General features: G+C 60.6%; 19 protein-coding genes and 4 pseudogenes. 9 read left to right on the top strand and 14 right to left on the bottom strand.

The window, feature by feature from the left end; all coding sequences use genetic code 11:
* Window positions 1–2 precede the first annotated feature (2 nt).
* From MF410_RS08090 to MF410_RS08040, 11 genes and pseudogenes are all read right to left on the bottom strand, one after another.
* A complete protein-coding gene (locus MF410_RS08090) occupies window positions 3–1,085 on the bottom strand; it encodes an acyltransferase (protein ID WP_239620307.1) in 1,083 nt (360 codons plus the stop codon).
* Between the two features lie 224 nt (window positions 1,086–1,309).
* A complete protein-coding gene (locus tag MF410_RS08085; protein ID WP_097628903.1) occupies window positions 1,310–1,693 on the bottom strand; it encodes a hypothetical protein in 384 nt (127 codons plus the stop codon).
* Window positions 1,694–1,778: 85 nt separating this feature from the next.
* Window positions 1,779–2,207 (bottom strand): DUF4864 domain-containing protein, encoded by a 429-nt coding sequence (locus tag MF410_RS08080; RefSeq protein ID WP_097628902.1) that lies wholly within the window; start codon window positions 2,205–2,207, stop codon window positions 1,779–1,781.
* Window positions 2,208–2,287: 80 nt separating this feature from the next.
* Window positions 2,288–3,553, bottom strand: a complete 1,266-nt coding sequence (gene fabF, locus MF410_RS08075; RefSeq protein ID WP_097628901.1) for a beta-ketoacyl-ACP synthase II — start codon at window positions 3,551–3,553, stop codon at window positions 2,288–2,290.
* A 13-nt stretch (window positions 3,554–3,566) separates the two neighbouring features.
* Complete coding sequence (locus tag MF410_RS08070) at window positions 3,567–4,073, bottom strand: helix-turn-helix domain-containing protein (RefSeq protein WP_097628900.1); 507 nt, start codon at window positions 4,071–4,073, stop codon at window positions 3,567–3,569.
* Window positions 4,074–4,129: 56 nt separating this feature from the next.
* Window positions 4,130–4,663, bottom strand: a pseudogene (locus MF410_RS08065) (NUDIX hydrolase).
* A gap of 130 nt (window positions 4,664–4,793) precedes the next feature.
* A complete protein-coding gene (locus MF410_RS08060) occupies window positions 4,794–5,615 on the bottom strand; it encodes an inositol monophosphatase family protein (protein ID WP_097628943.1) in 822 nt (273 codons plus the stop codon).
* Window positions 5,616–5,646: 31 nt separating this feature from the next.
* Window positions 5,647–6,708, bottom strand: coding sequence for an ABC transporter ATP-binding protein (locus tag MF410_RS08055; protein WP_097628899.1), 1,062 nt, complete (start codon window positions 6,706–6,708; stop codon window positions 5,647–5,649).
* Window positions 6,705–8,936 carry an iron ABC transporter permease gene (locus MF410_RS08050; RefSeq protein ID WP_097628898.1) on the bottom strand — a complete coding sequence of 744 codons (2,232 nt, stop codon included), beginning with the start codon at window positions 8,934–8,936 and terminating at the stop codon, window positions 6,705–6,707. Before MF410_RS08050 ends, MF410_RS08055 begins: the two co-directional genes overlap by 4 nt.
* Window positions 8,937–9,022: 86 nt before the next feature.
* Window positions 9,023–10,048: an ABC transporter substrate-binding protein gene (locus tag MF410_RS08045; protein ID WP_097628897.1), complete on the bottom strand. Its 1,026-nt coding sequence runs from the start codon at window positions 10,046–10,048 to the stop codon at window positions 9,023–9,025.
* 117 nt (window positions 10,049–10,165) lie between these two features.
* Complete coding sequence (locus tag MF410_RS08040; protein ID WP_131710914.1) at window positions 10,166–11,158, bottom strand: ABC transporter substrate-binding protein; 993 nt, start codon at window positions 11,156–11,158, stop codon at window positions 10,166–10,168.
* 235 nt (window positions 11,159–11,393) lie between these two features.
* Between MF410_RS08040 and MF410_RS08035 the strand changes: the two genes are divergently transcribed.
* Together MF410_RS08035 and MF410_RS08030 are read left to right on the top strand one after the other, a co-directional pair.
* Window positions 11,394–12,134 (top strand): response regulator transcription factor, encoded by a 741-nt coding sequence (locus MF410_RS08035; RefSeq protein ID WP_041683629.1) that lies wholly within the window; start codon window positions 11,394–11,396, stop codon window positions 12,132–12,134.
* A complete protein-coding gene (locus tag MF410_RS08030) occupies window positions 12,131–14,233 on the top strand; it encodes an ATP-binding protein (RefSeq protein ID WP_097628895.1) in 2,103 nt (700 codons plus the stop codon). The genes MF410_RS08035 and MF410_RS08030 overlap by 4 nt, the downstream gene beginning before the upstream one ends.
* Here MF410_RS08030 and MF410_RS08025 read toward each other — a convergent pair.
* Together MF410_RS08025 and MF410_RS08020 are read right to left on the bottom strand one after the other, a co-directional pair.
* Window positions 14,230–14,532, bottom strand: a complete 303-nt coding sequence (locus MF410_RS08025) for a hypothetical protein (RefSeq protein WP_097628894.1) — start codon at window positions 14,530–14,532, stop codon at window positions 14,230–14,232. The two genes, MF410_RS08030 and MF410_RS08025, sit on opposite strands and share 4 nt — an antisense overlap.
* 127 nt (window positions 14,533–14,659) lie before the next feature.
* A pseudogene (locus MF410_RS08020) lies at window positions 14,660–15,007 on the bottom strand (calcium-binding protein); the annotation flags it as partial.
* Window positions 15,008–15,340: 333 nt separating this feature from the next.
* Between MF410_RS08020 and MF410_RS08015 the strand changes: the two are divergent.
* Window positions 15,341–17,713 (top strand): alpha-amylase family glycosyl hydrolase, encoded by a 2,373-nt coding sequence (locus MF410_RS08015; protein WP_097628893.1) that lies wholly within the window; start codon window positions 15,341–15,343, stop codon window positions 17,711–17,713.
* Window positions 17,714–17,758: 45 nt separating this feature from the next.
* Here MF410_RS08015 and MF410_RS08010 read toward each other — a convergent pair.
* Window positions 17,759–17,946, bottom strand: a pseudogene (locus tag MF410_RS08010) (hypothetical protein).
* Between the two features lie 208 nt (window positions 17,947–18,154).
* On the opposite strand from MF410_RS08010, the gene MF410_RS08005 reads away from it, so the two are divergent.
* The 6 genes and pseudogenes from MF410_RS08005 to MF410_RS07985 all read left to right on the top strand — a co-directional run bounded on the left by MF410_RS08005 (window position 18,155) and on the right by MF410_RS07985 (window position 22,035).
* Window positions 18,155–18,550 (top strand): hypothetical protein, encoded by a 396-nt coding sequence (locus tag MF410_RS08005; RefSeq protein WP_097628891.1) that lies wholly within the window; start codon window positions 18,155–18,157, stop codon window positions 18,548–18,550.
* A 197-nt stretch (window positions 18,551–18,747) separates the two neighbouring features.
* Complete coding sequence (locus MF410_RS08000; RefSeq protein WP_097628890.1) at window positions 18,748–19,578, top strand: metallophosphoesterase; 831 nt, start codon at window positions 18,748–18,750, stop codon at window positions 19,576–19,578.
* The gene (locus MF410_RS36585) at window positions 19,575–19,709 is read left to right on the top strand and encodes a hypothetical protein (protein WP_275593026.1); all 135 of its coding nucleotides are present in this window, start codon (window positions 19,575–19,577) and stop codon (window positions 19,707–19,709) included. The genes MF410_RS08000 and MF410_RS36585 overlap by 4 nt, the downstream gene beginning before the upstream one ends.
* A pseudogene (locus MF410_RS07995) lies at window positions 19,690–20,286 on the top strand (TOBE domain-containing protein); the annotation flags it as partial. The gene MF410_RS36585 and the pseudogene MF410_RS07995, both read left to right, overlap by 20 nt.
* Window positions 20,279–21,202: a sugar ABC transporter permease gene (locus MF410_RS07990; RefSeq protein ID WP_097628889.1), complete on the top strand. Its 924-nt coding sequence runs from the start codon at window positions 20,279–20,281 to the stop codon at window positions 21,200–21,202. The pseudogene MF410_RS07995 and the gene MF410_RS07990, both read left to right, overlap by 8 nt.
* Entirely contained in the window at window positions 21,199–22,035 is an 837-nt protein-coding gene (locus MF410_RS07985; RefSeq protein WP_097628888.1) for a carbohydrate ABC transporter permease, read from the top strand. The genes MF410_RS07990 and MF410_RS07985 overlap by 4 nt, the downstream gene beginning before the upstream one ends.
* Window positions 22,036–22,058 lie beyond the last annotated feature (23 nt).

Below are 22,058 nucleotides of genomic sequence, written 5' to 3'. Positions count from 1 at the left end.
GGCTACGTCACCCCCGCCTGGCTTTCCGAGGTAACCTTGGACACCGGACTTGGTGCAACCATCATTCCGAGCTTTTTGCGCACCGGCTCGTCGAAGCGAATGGCGACGACGCTGGCCACAATGAAAATCGCTATCACGACGACCATACCGGCCGCCGGGGAGGCTGGGAGGGCAAAGCCTCTTTGCCGCAGTAAATGCAGTAACTCGAAGATAGGCGCATGTAGGATATAAATCGGATAGGAAACTATCCCCAGCCAGCGGAATACCAGCTCGACAAGGCCGGTCTGCCTCGTGCGCATTGCGATCCAGACAATGGCTGGGAAAATCACCAAGCACATGAAAAGATCAAAATAGGGAAAACCGTAGAATGTGCTCGCGGGTATATTCGCGATCACAATCAGGCAACCACAGAGGAAAATGCCGATGGTGTTGCCTCTATTGAATGCATTCGGCAGCCGAACCTCGTACAACCTGTAAAGGCAGATCCCGAGCGAGAACGAGAACAAAATTCTCGAGAAGCCAAATCCGAAGTAGCCCGCCTGATGGCCAATGTCGAAATTGCCTCCAAGGGCTCCGTACAAGGTGATACCCGCTGTCCCGAGGGCGATGGCGAGCAAGATTCTGGACGAAAGTCGCACCAGAAGAATGGAGAACAGCACTCCAGCCCAGAGTTCGAAGAAGAGCGACCAACTCGGCCCGTTTAACGGAAAGGCGCCGCCCGTGCCTGCGTTTGGAATGAATAAAATCGCCCGCAGCAGAAGGCCGGCCAGGGTGAGGTAATCCAAGCCGAATTGAACGGCATAGCTGACGAGGCCGACAGGAAGCGACAGCAGATAGACAGGATAAAGCCGAATGATACGCTGCAGCAGAAATCCGCCGGGCGAAATCTGTCTCGTTGCCAGTTGCCGTTCGTATGAATTTGCAAGAACGACGCCGCTCAAAAGAAAGAAGAGATCAACGGCAAGGTAGCTGATATTCACGGGTATCGGACCAAGCGTGCCGCCGGTATGCAAAAACATGACCATGATGGCCGCGAATTCCCGCAAGGCTTCAAGACCTGTGAAAAATCGCTTGCCGGTATTCAACCTGCCAATCCCCCGCTGATGGTTTTTTACTCCAGCACGATTTCAAAATAGTTAGCGTAACGAATACAAGTGCTGAATAGTGTTTCATCCAACCAATGCCAGCGCGTCAAATGCCGTTGCTGTTGGCATCCGGTATCATCGGCACGCCGCTCATCCGGAACTGAAGCAGGGTCCGCAAAGCGATCGCTGAAGGCCGCATCGTCTCCACCTTATGGTGCCCTCGGTCAGCGGGTGGGAGTGCAACTTCCGACATCGGCCGGTTTGACGCGGCCGGTCTGAAGATCGCTCCATTGCGGTATGGACGGATCGGGGCCACCGATCGAGGCCTCAAACGCGGCGCGGTCCAGCTTGACCAGCCGTCCGCTTGAAAGGATGCTCACCATCTCCTTCTTGCTCACATAAGCCAGGCTGGCATCCAGCCGGCAGAAGAACTGCTTGCTGCCGTTCGATACGACCCAGCCGTAGCCGCCGGCCTTTCCTTTGGTCAGTTTTCCGACGGGATAACTCTGCTGTGCAAGCCTTGAAAAGGATTCCGCATGCGCCACACATGGCACGGTGGAAAGGCCGATGATGACCGTTTCAAGCGACCGCGTGAAGGAAATAGGCATTGAGCTTCACCCCTGACAGAAAACCATAAGTTCTCTACGTGCTGGGGATGCGGAACACAACTTTAATATGAAAAATACTCAATCGCTAGATGCCCTTGCTGTCGGCATCCGGCATGATCTGCACGCCGTTGATCCGGTAGCTGCCGTCCGGCTGGCGGGTGATCTGGTAGATCGCCGTCCAATCCTTGCCGTCGCGGCCGGAGATCAGCACCTCGTGATAGATCAGCGCGCCGTTGTCGATCGAGCGGCTGCGGCCGAAGGCGTAGTTGCCGGGATGATAGACCGGCTCGTAGCTCTTCTTCACCATGGCGAAGAACAGGTTCTTGTCGGGATACATCGCCCTGATGCCGGGAGCGGCGAAGGAATAGGCGGTCTCGGCATCGTCCTTGAGGAAGGCTTTGATCTGTTCTTCGATCATCGTCCGCGTCGTGTCGATGGGGTCTTCGGCGCGAGTCGAGACTGTGGAGAAGAGGGACGCGGCACACAGAATGACAACTGCGAAGAAGGCGCGCATGGGGAATCTCCCGCTCTATCGGAGAATGATCCCCGAAAGAGCAGAAGTGTAGGCGATTTTTTACTTAAGAAAAGCGGACTTTACGACCAGCGGCGGAAGAGGGCGCTGGCATTGACGCCGCCGAAGCCGAAACCGTTGGTGATGGCGTAGTCCATCGTCAGCGGCCGCGCCATCTTGCCGACGATATCGATCCCATCGGCGACGGCATCGGCGTGATCCAGGTTGCGGGTCGGCGGCGCGATCTGATCGCGTAGCGCCAGGATGGTGAAAATCGCCTCCAGCCCGCCGGCAGCACCCAGCAGATGGCCGGTCGCTGATTTCGTCGCGCTGACGGCAATGCCGCCATCGCGGCCGAAGACTGTGGCGATCGCCGCGATCTCGCCTTTGTCGCCGACCGGTGTCGAGGTCGCATGCGCGTTCAGATGCTTGACCTCGGACGCCGGGATCTTCGCCTGCCGGAGCGCTGCCTCGATCGCCCGGCGCGCGCCGTCGCCGTCTTCGGGACCTGAGGTCATGTGGTAGGCGTCCGCTGCCGTGCCGTAGCCGACGAGTTCGGCAAGCGGCGTCGCGCCGCGAGCAAGTGCATGCTTCAGCGTTTCGATCACCAGGATGCCGGCGCCTTCGCCCATGACGAAGCCGTCGCGCGCCGTGTCGAAGGGCCGCGACGCCAGCTCCGGCGTTTGGTTGAAGCCGGTGGAAAGGGCACGCGCCGCGGCAAAACCGCCAAGGCTCACCTTGTCGATGCAGGCCTCGGCGCCGCCGCAGATCGCCACATCCGCTTCGCCGGAACGGATCAGCCGCGCCGCATCGCCGATCGCCTGGACGCTGGCCGCACACGCCGTTACCGGCGCGCCGAGCGGGCCCTTGAAGCCGTAGCGGATGCTGACCTGGCCGGCGGCGAGGTTGACGAGGAAGGAGGGCACGGTGAAGGGCGACAGCCGCCGGACGCCGCGCGCCTCACCGATCCGGACTGCCTCGGCGATGGCAGGAAAGCCGCCGACGCCCGAGGCGATGATCGTTGCCGTGCGTTCGCGCGCGCCTTCGTCGGTTGGCATCCAACCGGCCTGCTTCACCGCCTCCTCCGTCGCCGCCATGGCGAACTGGATGAAGCGGTCCATCTTCTTTTGGTCCTTGGGCGTGATGTAACGGTCGGGATAGAAACCGGCCTCCGCATCCTCTGTGGTATCAGGAACGATGCCGCCGACCTTGGCCGGCAGCTCGCCGACGATATCGTCCGAAAGCAGCCTCAGCCCCGACCTGCCGTCAAGAAGGCGCCTCCAGGCGAGCTCGACGCCTGTGCCGAGCGGCGAGACAAGTCCCATGCCGGTGACAACAATGCGGTCCATGATATTTTCCTCTCTATGCGTCGATGCCGAGATACCAGGCGCGCATGCGGGCGATCCGCGCACGCATCTCGTCATCGGCTGCGGGGCCTGGAAGCAGGCTGGTGTTTTCGGGTGTCACTTCTTCGCCGGTCCGTGCGTCGACCAGTACCGTTTGGCGCTCTCGGCCCGAAGCGGCGTCGCCGAGCAGAAAGGCGAGATCTTTCTGCGGCATGTGCCGGCTTCCCCAGGAAAACAGCGTCATCAGCACCGGAAAGAAATCGCGGCCCTTGTCCGTCAGCCGATATTCGTAGCGGGCAGGGCGCTGATGATAAAGCCGCCGTTCGAAAAGCCCCTGATCCGTCAGGTGTTTCAACCGCCGCGTCAGGATGTTCGGCGCCACTCCGAGGCTCTTCTGGAAATCGTCGAAGCGCGACAGCCCCTGAAATGCGTCGCGGACGATGAGGATGCTCCACCAGTCGCCGACGCTGTCGAGCGCGCGCGCTGCCGGGCATTTGAATTGGCTGAAGCTCGTCCGTTGCATAGGGATGTCACTATAGCAGTGACTATCATCATGCAAGTAACTAATGGAGACAGCTGTCAGCGAGGATCGCGCTTCCTGCGCGGGCGAACTTCAAATTCGACGAGCAGCGACTTGAGTTCGATCTCGCGAACGCGTCGTGCCGCTTCATCGGGGCTGACCCATTCCAAAATACGCTGGCCTTGCTCCTTGAAGTCGTTGCTGATCTCGACGACTTCAACCTGAAACAAATCGACGATGCAGGGAGCTACGTCGCCATCGTCGAGGTCCTTTAGATAGGTGTAGCGGCCGACCGGTTTCTTCCTCACCGTCCCGCGCACGCCTGCTTCCTCCCAGGCTTCGATCGCTGCCGCTTCAAACGGCTTCTTCCCTTTCATTGGCCACCCTTTCGGAATGACCCAGCGCGCGCTCTCGCGCGATGTAATCACGAGGATTTCGATTCCCGCTCAGTCATTGGCGTAGCGGAAGCAAATCGCGCCGTATTGTTGGCGGAATGCCCCCGAAAACAGCTTGGCAGGAACGGCGGCGAGCTGCCGCAGCAATGGCTGAGACTTGTCTGGTCGAGGCTTGCTGCGTTTTTTCGGAGTCTTCATGGCAATTGGGGATTGTTGAATTTGCTGATTCTTCACCCGCCTGAGCGTGTTCATGGCAGATTATGATAATCAGTTGTAGGCGCAACCATCCGCCGTTGTCAGCCGTGCGCTCGCCGCCACGCAGCCTGCTCTATAGTGCGGTTCTATTACCGTCGCGCAGATTGTGAATCGCCAACAATTCCGGATATGCGGAAACATTGCTGGCCAGGACGGGATGCCCCTTGAACAAATCTTCGCCCTCGGTCGGGAAGGGCAGGTACCGGCCGCCGGCTTCTTTCACAAGGCAATAACCCGCCATGCAGTCCCAAGCCCGCATGTGAGGTTCATAATAGCCGACGAGACGCCCTGCAGCCACATAGGCAAGCATCAGCGCTCCGGAGCCGTTCCGAATAAACGTGCCGCCGCTCGCGAGCAACGCCGTTATGATGGAGCCGACAACCTCCGGAGCGACGTGCGTATTGCAGCCAATGCCCGTCATGGCGTTCTGTATCGTGCGGGAGGAATCGAGCAAAAGCGTCTCGCCATTCAAGCTCGCGCCAAGGCCAAGGGCTGCGGCATAAAGCTCGTTCGCGCAAGGCGCTTGGATCACGCCGACGACCGGGACGCCTTGGTAGAGGACAGCGACCGAAACGCACCAGGTGGGCATGCCATTGACGAAGGGCGCCGTGCCGTCGATCGGATCGACAACCCAGGTATAGCCGGAACGTCCCGCTTGATGGCCAAACTCCTCGCCGAGGAAACCGTCCTCGGGAATTGCTGTTGCAACCCGCTCGAGGAGAAAGGTCTCGACGTTGCGATCCGCGATCGACACGACATCCTGAAGATCGCGCTTTGTCTCGATCACAAGAGTCTCGCGCTTGTTGAAATAATCGAGCGCCAAAGCGCCAGCCTCCTCAGCAAGGGATTTGGCCAGGGCGAAGCGCCGTTCCAGGTCGGTATCATGCATCGTCATGTTGCTATCCTTTATTCGCATTTCAAAAATTTCAGGCATTGATCAGCGCAATGCCGCGGTTCTCGAACCCGAGTGTGACATTGCTCGCAGGCGACAGGTTTCTTTCAACGGCATGGTCGATGATGAAAAGCGTTCCTACATCGGTTTCGATCTCATATTCGACATGTCCGCCAAGATAGGCACTATGGAGCACGCGTCCCGCCAGACCCTCGTGGCCGGCTGCCGCTATGGTGATCGATCCGGGCCTGACGGCGAGTTTTGCCATGCCGAGCTTTGCGCTGCGGCTTGGCAAACGATAATCCACGCCGGCAACGCGGATAAGCGCCTCCGTCCCTTCGAGGCCGATCACCTCGCAGGGAATGACATTGGCCTCGCCCATGAAATCGGCGATGAAGGACGATGCCGGCGCTTCATAGAGCTCACGCGGCGTCCCGGACTGGGCAATCTCACCATCCTTCATGACGATGATGCGGTCAGACACCGCCAGAGCCTCATCCTGGTCATGGGTGACATAAACGGCGGTGAAGCCGAGCCGTTGCTGCAGTTCGCGGATTTCCGTGCGCACCCGGCGGCGCAGGCGTGCATCGAGGTTGGAGAGCGGTTCGTCGAGCAGCAGCACCTGCGGCTCGAGCACGAGCGCGCGGGCAACTGCGACGCGTTGCTGCTGGCCCCCGGAAAGCTCGGCCGGCAGGCGATGGCCCATGCCCGCGAGGCCGACGAGCTTTAATCCTTCCTCCGCCTTTTCCCGCGCTTCCTTCTTGCCGAGGCCCGACGACTGCAGACCGTAAGCGACATTATCGAGCGAAGTCATATGCGGAAACAGGGCATAGGACTGAAACACCATCGAGACATCGCGCTCATTGGCGGGCAGCATGGTAACGTCAGCGCCGCCGATCAGAATACGCCCGGATGTCGGATGCTCGAGCCCGGCCAGCATGCGCAGCGTGGTGGTCTTGCCGCAGCCGGATGGGCCGAGCAAGGTCACCAGTGTGCCCGGCTCGATGGAGAGGGAAAGGTCCGGAATGGCCGTGAATGCACCGAAAGACTTGCGGACATTCTGGAAGGTGACGGAACCGGGTTTGACGGTGATCATGCGGGTTTCTCCTGACCGAGAGGAACAGAGGGAGCTGAGCTGGTGCCGGTGACGCGATTTTCGCGGCGTAGGCGGCGCTCGCCGACGACGAACTGGAAGCCGGCGATGACAATGCTCATCACCACGATCAGCATGGATGAATAGGCGATCGCCACGCCGTACTCGCCATTCTCGACGAGGCCGACGATATAGGACGTGGCCATGTTGTATTCCGCGCTGACGAGGAAGATGACGGCGCTGATCGAGGTTATGGCGCGAACGAAAGAGTAGACCAGGGCAGCGGTGATGGCTGGCCGCAGCAGCGGCAGGATCACCTTGCGGATCGTGCGGAAACTGTCCGCACGCAAAGTCAGCGAAGCCTCGTCCAGGCTCTTGTCGAGCTGGCTCATCGCCGCGATCCCGCCGCGTACGCCGACCGGCATATTGCGGAAGACGAAGCAGAGGATGAGGATCAGCGCCGAGCCGGTCATCTCGATCGGAGGCAGGTTGAAAGCCATGATGTAGCTGACGCCGATAACCGTTCCGGGGATGGCGAAGCTCATCATCAGCGCGAATTCGAAGACGTTCCGCCCAACGAATTTCTGCCGTACGATGATATAAGCCGTGAGCAGGCCCACCGCAGCGGTCAGGGGCGCGGAGACGAGCGCGATTTCCATCGTAGTCCAGAAGGAGTTCCACGCCACGCCGGTCCACGCGATTGCGCCATTGTCGAAACCGATCGAGAAGGCGCGAGCGTAATGGTCGAGCGTCAGCGAGTTGTCGAGGCCCCAGGTTTTCACGAAGCCGCCGATCAGGATCATTCCATAAACGATGACGGTGAAAATCATCCACGGAACGACCACCGCATGCACGGCAATGGAAAGGCCCCGCGGCAATGCGATATGAGCGCCGCTGTCGCCCTTGCCGGTGACCGTGGCGAAGCTTTTGCCCGATAGCCAGAGACGCTGGGCAAGGAATGCCGAGAGAGTGAAGCAGAGGAGCACGATGGCAAGAACGGCCGCGCGCGACGGATCGTTCTGCGATCCGACGACGGCAAAGAAGATTTCCGTCGAAAGTACGCCATGCGTGCCGCCGAGCACGAGCGGATTGCCGAAATCGGCCATGCTCTCGATGAAGCCGATCAGGAAGGCGTTGGCGAGACCGGGCTTCATCAGTGGCAGGGAGACGCGCCAGAACGTTCGCCAACGACCGGCACGCAGGGTCTGCGATGCCTCCTCCATCGAGGGGCTGACGCCTTCGACGACGCCGATAAGAACGAGGAAGGCGATCGGCGTAAAGGAGAGCACCTGGGCGATCCAGATGCCGGTGAGCCCATAGAGCCAGCGGCCTGGCTCGATACCCAACAGGCTCGACAAGGTCTCGGTGATAACGCCGGCGCGGCCGAACAGCAGCGTCAGCGCCAGGCCAATGACGAAGGGCGGCGTGATGATCGGCAGCACCGTCAGCAGGCGCAATCCCTTTTTGAAAGGAAAACGCGTGCGCGTCGCCACCAGCGCAAAGCCGAGGCCGAGCAGGGTCGAGCAGGAAGCTGTCATGAGGGCGAGAAGGAGTGTGCGCCAGGCAACACCGCAACGTTCTTCGCCCGCTATGCAGGCCAGGCTCCAAATGCCGGGGTCCTGGATGTTGCGTATAAGACCATCCGGATTGAAGGAACCATCGAAATCCTGCACCGAAGCGATGAACATGCTGCCGATCGGGTAGAAAACGAAGACGGTGACCAGGAATGCAAGGATGGAAATCGAGCCGACGATGAAGGCGTCTCCCTTCATCACTCCGCGTTCGGCCAGTCCGAAGGCAAAGAGGAGAACGAAGACGAGCGCCAGGAGGACCGCGCCGGCACCCATCGAAGGCTGTCCTTCGGACAACATGCCGAACAGGTTTTCACTGATTGCCCAGGTCCAGCCGGAAAAGCCGATTGCCAGTCCCTGCAGAGACAGGAAGACGAGGCCGACGGCGCCGATCCAGGCGAGCAGGGTTCCGCGCCGCATCGGATTGCCCACCAGACGCGCCAAACAGCCGAGCAGAAAGAGCAGGACAACGCCGGCAAGCCAACTTCTTCCATGCTGCAGGATTTGTAGCAGGCCTGGCGCCGTATCGGCGGAGAACGGGAATGCAGACAGCCATTTGAATCCGAAGAAGCCGCCCTCGATGCGATACCACGGGACCAGGATCAGGGCAGCCGCTCCCAGGCCAAGGACGATGTCCAATCGGCGATTGCCACGTCTCATGGCATACCTCTTATTTCACGTTGATGAAATGGGAGAATGGAGCGGCATCCCGGATTCGTCCGGGATGCCACGTCATTCATCGATCTTCAGTTGGCAATGGCGCCGACTTCCCGGTCCCAGCGCTCAAGCAGGGCCTTGCGCTTTGCCGGATCGCCATAGGTCTTGAAGTCGTAGTCGATCAGCTTGATGTCTTCGAACTTCGGCGCTTCCTTCGGCACCTCCGCCGATTTGTTCGACGGCAGCTGGAAGGACTTGGCATCCTTCATGCGCGACTGAACTTCGGGCTGCAGCGCCCAGTCGTACCAGACCTTGGCATTGTCGAGATTGCGGGCGCCTTTGATGATCGACATGGAGCCGATTTCATAGCCGGTGCCCTCGCATGGCGCGACCGACTTGACCGGAAAGCCTTCGGCGGTCTGGGCGACGGCATCATGCATGAACACGATACCAAGCGCCGTTTCGCCCCGCGCCGCAGCCTTGACCGGAGCCGATCCGGACTTGGTGTATTGCGAGACGTTGGCGTTCAGCTTTTTCAGATAGTCGATGGCCTGGTCTTCGCCCATGATCTGCACCAGTGAAGCGAGAGCCGTATAGGCCGTGCCCGACGAGTTCGGATTGGCGATCTGGATTTCGCCCTTCAATTCCGGCGCCAGGAGATCGGCCCAGCAACGGGGTTCTTTATAACCCTTGGTCTTGAAGATCTCGGTGTTGTAACCCCAGCCGAGCGCACCGGCATAGACGCCGACCGTCTTGAAGCCGGTGCTCTCCGCCTGCTTTTTGGCCCAATCCTGCAGCTGGTCGAGCATCGGCGACTTGTACTCCAGTGTCAGGTTTTCCGATGCTGCCTGAACATGCGGATCACCCGTGCCAGCCCACCAGATGTCGGTCTTCGGATTGCGAGCCTCGGCGCGTATCTTGGCATAGGTCTCGCCCGAGGACAGGCGCACCATATTCACCTTAATGTCGTGAGCCTTTTCAAAGTCGCCCTGCATCTGCTCGCAGATGACGACATCGGCCGAGCAGATGAGGTTGAGCTCGCCAGCGGCCTGGACCGAACCGGCAGCCAGCGCCGTTCCGGCAAAGAGAAGCGTGGAAAGAACTGTCAGTCGCATGGGTATCCTCCTGTTGCTTGCGTCTGAGAGGGTGTTGGGTCAGCGGCACACGCGCTGCCCGTCGCGGCGCGTCGATCGCACCGTGTGCCAAATGTCGGATGGCGGTCGGATGCCGGCCTATTGGGTCGGAGAAATCTCGGCGTCGAAGCGGGTCAACAGCCGACTTCGCTCGTCGGACAAGCCGAATGTTGCAAAGTCATAATCCACCATCTTGATCATGGTGATGTCGGGGGCGGCCGGCGGCAAAGCCGCTTTGGCGTTCGACGGGACCTGGTTCTGGCCGGCGGCGGCTCCTGTCGCCTGGCCTTCGGGACTAAGCGCGAAATCGACGAAGGCTTGGGCGGCTCTGGCATTGCGGCTGCCCTTGACGATGCTGACCGCACCGATCTCGTAACCCGTCCCTTCGCAGGGGGCGACGATGACAAGGGGGGCGCCTGCTTCCTTCAGGGTGACCGCGTCATGCATGAACGAGATGCCGATCAGGATTTCACCGCGGGCCGCAGCCTTAACCGGCGCCGCGCCGGACCGGGTATACTCGACGATATTACGGTTGAGCGCGGCCATGTACCGAAAGGCCTCCTCTTCGCCGAGGAGCTGCACGAGTGTGGCCAGCATTGTGAAAGCGGTTCCGGAGGAATTCGGATTGCCGGACTGGATATGGCCGCGATAGGCCTCTTTCGTCAGGTCCTGCCAGCAGGTCGGGGCCGGAAGCTTCAGCGCTGCGAGGAGATCGGAATTGTAGGCGAAACCCAAAGCCCCCGCATATATGGCGGCCGACCGTGAGCCGGACATAGCAAAAAAGTTCTGCGCCCAAGGCAGCATATCATGTTCATGGTCGGGCTGGTATCGATCGAGCAGATCCTCTGAGGCCGCCTGCAGATGGGCATCACCGGTTCCACCCCACCAGACATCCACAGTCGGATGTGATTTTTCGGTACGGATCTGATCGAGTATGTCGCCGGTGCTCTTGCGAACCATCGAGATATCGATACCCGCGCGGGTTTCGAACGCTTTTTCCATGGTCATGCACCAGGCTTCGTCGACGCCGCACAGGACGTTCAATCGCGCCTCGCTCATGCCGTGGCTTGCGCCGCACAGCCAGAAAGCCATGCCCGCAGCAAAAGCGGTCAATATTCTCACGCAAGCCTCCCTTGGAACCTCCCGTTCCAATCTCCACAGGCAGCATGTCAGATCTTCGCTTCACCGCAATCGAAGAATGGTTACCGATTTTTCATCGCCGGGCGGAGCGACATTACATTCATTACAAATGTGACAAACCCCATCATCAGAGTGTCTTTGAACATTGGCGGCGGCATGCCTATGATTGCGCCGGGAGGATCAAGCGGTGCTGAATCAGAAGGTTCGAATTCTGATCGTCGAGGACGATCCGGATATGGCGGAACTTATCTCCGATCTCGTCGAGGCCGAGGGGTGGATTCCGACCTGCGCGGGATCCGCCGAGGAGGCGACCGATATTCTGGCACGAGAGCAGATGCATCTGGTGCTGGTCGACCATAACCTGCCGCGGACATCCGGCCGGGCTTTCGCCCAAAAACTGCGGTCGGAGGCCAATATCGGTATCGTCATGGTGACGGCAGCCGGCAGTGCCGCCGATCGTGTTCTCGGCCTGGAAACTGCTGCGGATGACTATGTCGTCAAGCCGTTCGAACCGATCGAACTGACGGCCCGCATCAAAGCTGTCTTACGGCGAACCGTGCCCTCACTGAAACAGGAAAAGGAGAGTGAGCGGGAGCACGAACGTCCCTCTCTGCTGCTTGGCGATTGGGCCATCGACCTGATGGGCCGGCAAGCCGTCTGCCTCGCCGACCGCAGCAAAACGCTGACGACGGCCGAATTCGCCCTGCTTGAAATCCTTGCGCAGACCCCCAACCAGCCGGTGAGCCGGGCGCAGATCCTCGATCGGCTTGGCTCGGAAAGCGATCGCTACATCGACCGCAACGTCGACGTTCTGGTTCTGCGGCTCCGGCGGAAAATCGAACGCAATCCCGACCTCCCGCGCCATATCAAGACACGACGCGGAAAGGGCTATGTCCTGCACACCGGCGACGGCGAGCCGTCCGCGTGATCAGCCGCTCCTTTCTGTCGTCGATTGCCTTTCGCTTGCCGTTCGCGATTGCGTTTATCTGCTTCCTGGTGTTCAGCCTGTCGGCGATCGCGATCTACGGGCTGCAGCGCGCCCGTGACGAGATGGCAGCTTACGGCCTGCAGGCCTTCACGAGCCTCGCCAAGGCCTCGCTCGTTTCCCGGCAAGTCTCCGATCTGGTGTCGAGCGCGCCCTTCCTGATGAACTCGACCTCGCCATACCGGGTGGCAAGCGAGAGCCGCGCTGTCGTGCTGCAGGTCGACAGCCTGCTGAAGACGGCCGCGCCCCACGGAGCAGACCAGGCTGCCCGCGGCTTTGCGAGTCCGAGGATGGTTGAGCTTCTCGATCTTATCAGGACACAGACGCTTGTGCTTGCCAGGGATGCCGACGCTGCACAGAATCACAAAGCTGAAGCTGCCGCGGCGCTGGGGGAGGTGGCGACCGGCAAAGGCATCGTCGATCACGAGTTGCGCCGTCAAGTGAATGGAATCGTGCAAGCGGCTTCCACCTCCGACAGTCTTTTCCAGCTCGGTGAACTTCGCAGACGATACGTGGCGGATACGACGGCCGCGCAGGGGAAAACCGAGCCCGATTTGAGAATTTCGCCTGCCGAGCTGCAGCCGTATGAGCGCGTGTTCGAAGCTCAAACACGATACCTTTTGAATATGTTCGCGATCCGGGCGGCGGTCGCAAAGCTGCATGCCGTCTCCCGCGACCTCTCCCATGCAACGGAGACGCAAAGCGATGCAGTTGCACGCCAGCTGAACGACGATCTGCTTTCGACCTCCGATGCCTTGAGCCGGCTCCTGGCCACCGTGGCCTTGGCTTTCCTGCTCGTGCTCGTCATGGCCATATTCTCCATCCGGTCGGTCATGCGCGTATCACGGGGCATCGTGGCGCTGTCGAACGGCATGAATGCGCTCGCCAAGGGTGAAAACGAAGTGGGTCCGCCAGCCTATCGTGGAAATGAAACCGAGCTTGTGCGTCTGCTGGACGCCTTCCGAGCTTTCAAGGACAGCGTGGATCGCGTGTCTCGCTTGAGACGCACCGCAGAAGCCGCCGCTCGCACCATCCGTTCAACCTTTCGCAATATGAACGAGGGGATTGCGCTTTTCGACAGGATCGGGCGACCGATCACCATGAACAGGCGGATCATCGAACTGTTCGGCCATTCGGGTTCCGCGCGCAAATTGCCGCTGCGCCGGTTTGTCGAGCCGGTGCCGGAGATCGATCTCGCCCTGCTGCCCTCCGATCCGGAGCGCGGCACTCTGTCGGAACGCGCAGTCGTCCGCCATCGCACCGGCGACCAGCGGGTGATCGAGATCTCCATGTCACGACAGCCGGAGGGCGGCATCGTTCTTCTGGCACGCGACGTCACGCTGATGGATCGACAGGAAGCGGAAGCGGCAAAGGTTCAGCGACTGGACGGCATCATGCGCATGACGCATCAGGTGAGCCACGAAGTCGGCAACATGATCGGCATCATCACCGGCAGCCTCGGCCTTCTCGAGCGTGAAACCGGCTTCAACGATCGGCAGAAACGCAACATTGCGCGGATTCGCAAGGCTGCCGAGAGAGGACGTTCGCTGGCCGGCAGCATGCTGTCGATCGGCAGCCAGCAGCCGTTCTATCCAAGCGCGGTGGATGTCGCCAGCCTCCTTCGCGGAATGGCCGATATCCTGGAGATCGCTGTCGGCGCAAAGTGCCATATCAAGCTGGACCTGGATACCGGCCTGCCGGTCGTATCGCTCGACGCGGCCCTTTTGGAGCAGTCCGTTCTGAACCTCTGTCTCAACGCTTCGGCAGCGATGCCGACAGGAGGCGTCATCATTATCGGTGCAACGGCAAACGGAGACACCTTGCTGATCTCGGTGACCGACAGCGGCATCGGCATGAGCCCAGAGGTCGTAGACAAAGCTTTCGAGCCTTATTTCACCACACGAGGCGGAGATGGTGGAGCAGGGCTTGGCCTGGCCATGGTTTATGGCTTCGTCCGTCAGAGCGGCGGAGAGGCATCCATCTATTCCTCTCCCGGGCACGGAACGACCGTCAAGCTGAGCTTCCCCACAGGTTTGCGCTAGTTCACATCGCCGCCGAAAATCCGGGCGAGCAGGATGCCGGTGACGAGCATGCCGGCCGCCACGAAGATCGTATCGCCCGGCGTGCCGATATAGAGCGGCCCGATATTGGCAAACAGCAGGAAGGCGACGAGGAAATTCGCCCAGCCCCAGACGACATTCGCCGTCGGCGAACTACGTTGGCTCCGCGGTGCGAACGGGATGCGGAACGGCCTGCCGCTGACGCCGTTGACGAAATGCGGGATACCGTTGGTCAAAAAGGCGGCGGCGATGAAATGGACGATATAGGCGATCCAGGGCAAGAACTTCTCCAGTGCTGCAAGTGGCGTCAACGGAGGAATGTGGCCGGGAATGTCATGCCGGCAAGAGTAGCCTGGAAACGCAGTGTGGTGTGGCAGCTGCCGCAGAACAGCGACGGGCCTGACCCGGTCAGATCAGCAGGAAATCTTTGAAGTGAAGCTCAGCGGAATTGTCGAGCTCCGCGACATGCATTGCCGCGCCCGCCGCGCTCCCATCCGCGTCAAAAGATAGAACGCCGCTCGCCTGATCGTAGATCAGCTTGTCATCCGCCTCGAGCGCTTTCTTGCCGTGAACGAAATTCTCATCCGAAAATGCGGACAGGCTGAGCGCGGCGAAAATCGAATGGTCGAGCAGCAGCTTGTCTTCAGCCGCGAAGAAGAAATCCCGGATCTTCTCGACGCTCATATTGTCGGGCTTCACATCGAAGACGAAGTTATCGCCTCCGCTGCCGCCGGTCAGCCTGTCCTCACCGGCTTTGCTGTCGATATGAGTATCAATTCCGAAGGAGCGAATAATATCGTTTATTCTATCGGATTGGGCCATAGCTTTCTCCCGATTTGCAATGCAATCGGCCATGAGAAAATATCCCCATTTTCCGTCGCCAATTCGTTTTAATACACGCGGAGGGCCGTGCATTGCCGCTTGTTAACCATGATTTGTTGTCTTGAATGTGGCCCGTATCGGGCCGCAATTTGTGTAACGCGACCGTCAATCTTTGCTTGCATTTTTCCGGTCGGGGGGCAGATCATGCCTGGGTGAGACGGCCGCATCAGCAGAGCCGGGGAAAATCCGAAGCATCTGGAGGTTCCGATGACCGTCAATGTTCATTTCCGGTTTCGCAGCGGTCTGCTGTCGATGGCGTTCGACAATGTCCGCCTCCGCGGCAGTTGGGACCGGCACGGCCGCCCCTCGGCCGACTGGACATCGGTTCCCATGCAGCGCTCCGAGGACGAAGATGGCTATGATGTCTTTGTCGCCAGGGTTTCCTTTCCCGATGGCGAGATCGGCACGAATTTTCGCTGGGGTATCGAGCTTGACCGGCCGGGCGTGGCGGATCTATGGGCTATCGCCGCCGAATTGGACGACGAGGCCTCGTCGCGTCGGGAATGTTCCTTCGAACTCCAGCCGGGCATGGAGCCGCAGATCTATTATCTGACATGGATCGGCCGTCTGGGGGCGAACCGGATTGAAAGGCGCAACGGTGCCGACCGCATTCGTTTCTCGGTCTGGGCGCCGAACGCCCGGGAAGTCTTGCTGGTGCTCGCCGATCCCGCCATCGGCTACGTCGCCGACGACGGCACCGGAGCGCTCGGGACCATCAGCATGCGAAGGACTGTCGACGGGTTCTGGACCGTTGAAACCGCCGACGATCACCGCCTTTCGGATTTCGACGGCATGGTCGGCACGCCCTATATGTATCGCATCACCAAGGACGACGGATCGCTTGCCTACCGGACCGACATCTGGTCGCTGATGCAGATCGGGGCGGGAGATTTCGATCCGGATGGTGCGCCTTATCATGGATCGCCGGCTGGTTTGGACGGACCGCAGAGCTGCTCGGTCGTCTGCGACCCGAAGCGGGTGGTGCTGCCGTCCGGGCAGGAGCTTGCCGCGCAGGCTTTCTGGGCTGACGAATTCGTGGCCGGCCGCAAACTTCCGGACCGGCTCGAGGATCTGGTGATCTATGAATTGCATGTCGGCGCGCTCGGTTTCGGCAAACCCGCGCCGGGAACGCTCGATGATGCGATCGCCTTCGTTGCGCATCTTTCCGCGCTCGGCGTCAACGCCGTCGAACTGTTGCCGATCGCCGAATTCGAGGCGCGGGCCAATTGGGGTTACGGCACCTCGCATTTCTTTGCCGCCGATCAGGGCGCCGGCGGCACCGACCGGCTGAAGTTATTCGTCAAGGCCTGCCACCAGCAGGGCATCGCCGTCATTCTGGATGTCTGTTACAACCACTTCGATCCGGATGGCGAGCGGGCGCAATGGGCCTATGATTCCAACGATCCCACCCGCAATATCTACTACTGGTATGAGGGACGCCCAGGCGACTACGCCAATCCCGCGGGCGGCTATATCGACAACATCTCCACGGGATGGGCGCCTGCCTTCGACGAGGAGGCGGTTCGGCAGCTTTTCATCTCGAGTGCGGCATTTCTCGTCTCCGTCTGCCATATCGATGGCTTCCGGCTCGATCAGACCAGTTCGATCCATCAATATCCAGTGCTGCATGCCGACGGCCGGCGCGCCGATCGGGCAGCCGCCTTCGGCGCCAAATTCCTGAAGCAGTGGACCCGCACGATGCGGCTGATCAAGCCGCAACTTTTCCTGACAGCCGAGGATTATTCGGACTGGTCGGCAATGACGGAGCCGAGCCTGACCGGCGATGGGCTCGGTTTCGACGCCACCTGGTACGGCGATTTTCATCACAACCTTGTCGAATATCACGGTGGCGCGCAGGCGCAGCTTTTGAAGAATGCCGGTTTTGGCGACAGTCGGGCGCTGACCATGTCGTCGCTTGCCGGCGCATTGCAGACGAGCGCGCGATCGAAGGTGGTCTACAACCAGTCGCACGACGATTGCGGCAATCGCGAAGGGTCGGCACGAACCGCTGTCATCGCGGTCAATTTCGCGCCGATCGTCGGCAAGACCAGGGCTTGGGCGGAGGCGAGATCCAGGTTTGCGGCGGCGATGACGCTGCTATCGGCCGGGACGCCGATGTTTTTCATGGGCGAGGAAATCGGCGCCCAGAAGCCCTATCGTTACAATGATTTCCTGGAGAACCGGGAGAATATCCTCGGCGAGGCTGCGGGCAACGGGGCAGGGATGATCAGCTGTTATCGCGACCTAATCGCCCTCAGCATCAAAGAGGCAGCCATTCGCTCCCGCAACATCGCCATTCCTTACGTCCATGACGAAGACCGGGTGATCGCATTTCATCGGTGGAACGACGGCGAGGATTTCCTCGTGGTGGGATCGCTGAACGACGCTGCTTTCCAGAACGGCTATCGGCTGCGCAGCGAGCGTCTGGGAGACGACCTCTGGGAAGAGATCTTCAATAGCGATGCTGAGACCTTCGGCGGCTGGAATGTCGGCAACGGCGGCGGAAGGATCAGAGCCACTGCGGGAATGCTCGATGCCGTGCTGCCTGCCTCAGGCGTCCTAGTGTTTCGCAGGCTGTGATGCGTCGCGCCTTCCAAGGCAGCAGGCAATGGGTGCGCAGGGCGCTCAGGCAAATCCGACCGGCAGGTTTTCCAGTTTTCTGCCGGCACCGTAGTCGCGCTCGTGCTGCGAGCGGCGGCGGCCGTCGCGGCGAGCAGACAGATCGATCCGGTTTTCGGCAAAGATCCCATCGGCATAAGTGCCGGTGTCGTGGCAATCGGTGTCGATCTTGGGGTAAGGATTTTCAGGATCATCGGGGTTCCTCCGCGGCGCACCATCAACACTCGGAAAGGCCGCTTCGTTCTCTTTATAAACTCTGAATTATTAATAAATTAACCATAAGCGTCACGGAAAGGCTCAGCAGTTGCCAACGTCCTGCCGCACACGTCGACGTGGAATGGCCTTGCCGTGGAACTCAGGGACCGTGATTGCCGTTGATATCGAAGGACACAGGAGGTTTCCATGCAGTTGATCGATACGCGAGTGTCACAGGCCGGTGACATCTTCACCGTCGAATTCCTGGGCGAGGGAGGGGAATCGATCTCCGTCAAGATCGACAACTCTCACGGCGAACTCGACCACTCCAAGGCCGTCGACCACGCCAAGGTGATGATGGTCCAGCTGACCAGCTTTTCCGGCAGCGAGGCGGATGGCAGCATCAACCGTTACGACGCGTTGAGCAACGGCAATTTCGACGAAGGCAGCAAGGGCCTGATCGGCCAGCCGAGCGCACGTTCGACCCATGATAGCGCGGTGCTGGAGGAAGAGCTCAATGAAGGTCTTGAGGACAGCTTTCCGGCAAGCGACCCTGTATCGGCAACGGTATCGTCCATTCCCGCCAACGCGCGACGGCACTGATCGCACTACCTTTTGAATTCCAATTGCCGGAAAAGGCTGCCCGTTCCAGCGGGCAGCCTTTTCATTGCATGACAGATCGATGTCAAAACTGAGAAACAGCTGAAAACATCGGATGTCTGATTGACATGGGAGCCTTCTAGAGAGGGCCCGAGAAGGGAGTGCGCACGACGCGCTTCTAAGGTCTCGGAGACGCACTCATGAAAATCATTCAGATCACCGACACCCATTTCAGCCCGAACAAGCCGCATTTCAACGGCAACTGGGCGCCGCTTCTGAGCTGGATCGAAGCGACCGGCGCCGATCTGATCATCCACACCGGCGATCTCACACTCGACGGCGCCGACAAGGACGAGGACATCACATTCTCGATGGATCTGATGCGGCAAGTGTCGATCCCGATGCTGATCGTCCCCGGCAATCACGATGTCGGCCATCTCGAGGGGTCCGACCAGCCCGTCAACGCCGAGCGGCTGGCCCGCTGGCGCAGCCTTGCCGGTGACGATCGCTGGCTGGAGGATGCGGCCGGCTGGCGCTTCATCGGCTTGAACTCGCTGCTTCTCGGTCATGAGGATGACGAGGAAGAGGCCCAGTTCGAATGGCTCGCCAAGGCGCTCGAAGACAGGGCAGGGCGGCGCGTGGCTCTCTTCGCGCATAAGCCTCTGTTCGTCGATGCACCCGATGAAGGCGATACCGGCTATTGGAGCGTTCGTCCGGCTCAGCGCCGGCGGCTTTATGATCTGATAGCAGCCCATGACGTGGCGCTGTTTGCCAGCGGCCACCTTCACCGGGCCTGGCAGGGTCGCTTCGACGATACCCAGTTGACCTGGGGCCCGTCGGCGGCCTTCATCATCGACAAGATGGAGCGCGAGATGCCGGGCGAGCGCCTGATCGGCGCCGTCATCCACGAGTTCGATACGTCGGTCGAAAGCCAGATCGTCGCCGTTCCCGGCATGACCGCGCATGTGCTCGACGATGTCGTGCTCGAGGTCTATCCGCAGGCGGTCAAGCCGCGCGAGGCCGTCGAATGAGCGCGCTCTCGCTTCGCAGCATCACCAAGGCCTTCGGCGGCAACCAGATCCTCAACGGCGCGTCCTTGCCGGCCTCGACCATGCCGAAAGCGGTGAGATCCTGGCCGGCGGACGCTTTACGTCACCCATGATCAGGCGGAGGCGCTGTCGATGGCCGACCGCGTCGCCGTGATGATAGGTGGCCGATTGCTGCAGATCGCAACTCCTCAGGTCATCTATGACGACCCGGCCCATATCGAGGTCGCCCGCTTCATCGGCCAGCCGCGCATCAACCTGCTTCCGGCCTTTGTCGAAGGCGGCGTGATCCTGTGCGGCGGCCTGCGGCTGACGCTTGAAAATGCACCTGCCGGCAAGACGCCGGTCACGATCGCCATTCGCCCCGAATTCGTCTTTCTCGCCAAGAGCCGGCATGACGGCCTTGCCGCCCGGATCGAACGCCTCGAATTCCTGGGGTCCGAAGTCATCCTCCATTGCCGGCTCGATGCGATCGGCGAGACCGTCATCGCCAAGGTACAGCCGTCCGAAGCCTCCGGGCTTGCGGCGGGCGATGCCGTGGGGCTCCGATTGTCGCCCGGCCGCACGCTGGTCTTTGCCGAGGACGGCAGCCGGCTCGCCGGCGTGGTCGCCGGCGGCGATGCCGGGCTCAGCTCTGCTAATGCCGGGCTCAGTGGTGATGCCGATACCGAGCGGGAGAGGGCGCATGGCTAGCCTCGCCTCTATGGCCATTCCTGGTCATTCCGCTCTTGCCCATCGCCGCAGCGAGGGCCGCATCGCCTGGATGCTGGTGCTGCCGGCGATAACACTGCTTTTTCTCTTCGTACTTTTGCCGGTCGCCGCTGTCGTCGTGCTCGGCTTTACCGATTTCGAACTCGGCTACGGCGAGTTCCGTTTCGTCGGCTTCGAGAACTACGCCCACCTGATCACCGACCGCACCTTTCGCAAGTCGCTGTGGAATACCACGGTCTATACGGCGATCGTCGCGCCCGTCTCGATCCTGCTCGGCCTCGGCATCGCCATGCTGATCGAAAGCGAGACTGCGGCCCGCAGCGTCTTCCGCACCGCCTATTTCCTGCCGGTCGCCTCGCTGATCGTCGCCATGGCGACCGTCTGGCAATATATGTTCCACCCGACGATCGGCCCGATCAATGCGCTGCTGGCGCTTGCCGGATTGCCCGGTCCGAACTGGCTGGGCAGCTCCGGCACCGTACTTTACAGCCTGTCGATCATCGGCGTCTGGCAATCGGCCGGCTTCAACATGGTGCTCTTCCTGGCGGGGCTGACGGCAATCCCGCGCGAGCTTTACGCCGCAGCGGAAGTGGACGGCGCAAAATCCTCGCTCGACCGCTTCCTGCTGGTGACCTGGCCGATGCTCGGGCCGACGACGCTCTTCGTCATCACCATCAGCATCACCAATGCGGTCAAGGTCTTCGAGACGGTCAAGACGCTGACCGAGGGCGGCCCGAACAAGGCGTCTGAAGTGCTGCTCTTTACCATCTACCAGGAAGGCTTCGTCTATCTGCGTGTCGGTTATGCCTCGGCGATGACCGTGGTGTTTCTGCTGATCCTGGTGGTGCTGATGTTCCTGCAGTACCGCATTCTCGACCGCCGGGTGCATTACACATGACGACAAGCGCTTTTTCCCTCGGCAGAGTGATCCGCCTCAGCCTGCTTTCCCTCGGCGCGATCGTCTTCCTGTCGCCCTACATCTTCATGATCTCGGCGGCCGGCAAGACGCAGAGCGACATTTTCACCTCGTCGCTGTCGCTGATCCCGGCGCATTTCGCCTATGCTGAGAATCTCGCCAAGGCCTTGAGCCGGGTGCCGATGGCGCGGCTCTTGTGGAACGGCGTCGTCGTCTGCAGCCTGATCTTCTTCTTCCAGGTGCTGGTGGCGATCCCCTGCGCCTATGCCATGGCGAAGCTGCGTTTCGGCGCTGCCCGCGCGCTGATGGTGCTGGTCATGCTCGGCCTTCTCGTGCCGATCCATGCGACGGCGCTGCCGCTTTATGTCGCCTTCGACCGCGCCGCCCTGCTCAACAGCTATGCCGCCCTGATCGCACCCTTCACCATTTCGGTCTTCGCGATCTTTATGTTCCTGCAGTTCTTCCGCGCCATGCCCGACGACCTCATCCATGCCGCCCGTCTCGACGGCATGTCGGAGCTCGGCATCGTCGCCCGCGTCATCGTGCCGAATGCCTGGCCGGCGGTCACCGCCTTCGCCATCTTCTCGGTCGTCGCCCATTGGAACGATCTCTACTGGCCGCTGATCGTCATCAGCAAGCAGGACTATGCCACGCCACCCCTCGGGCTGATGTATTTCCGCGCCGCCGAGGCCGGCGACGACTACGGCGCGCTGATGGCGGCGACCCTGATCATTACCCTTCCTCTCGTCGCCGCCTTCCTGCTTGCGCAGAAGCGTTTCGTCGAGGGCATCACCATGACCGGTCTCAAAGGCTGACCGGCTTCAACCAGGAGAACGAG

This window comes from Rhizobium sp. C104 (assembly GCF_022354505.1).
In the GTDB taxonomy this organism is placed as follows: domain Bacteria; phylum Pseudomonadota; class Alphaproteobacteria; order Rhizobiales; family Rhizobiaceae; genus Rhizobium; species Rhizobium redzepovicii.
Note: the sequence above shows the minus strand (reverse complement) of the source record. Positions and strands in the feature narration are given on the sequence as shown.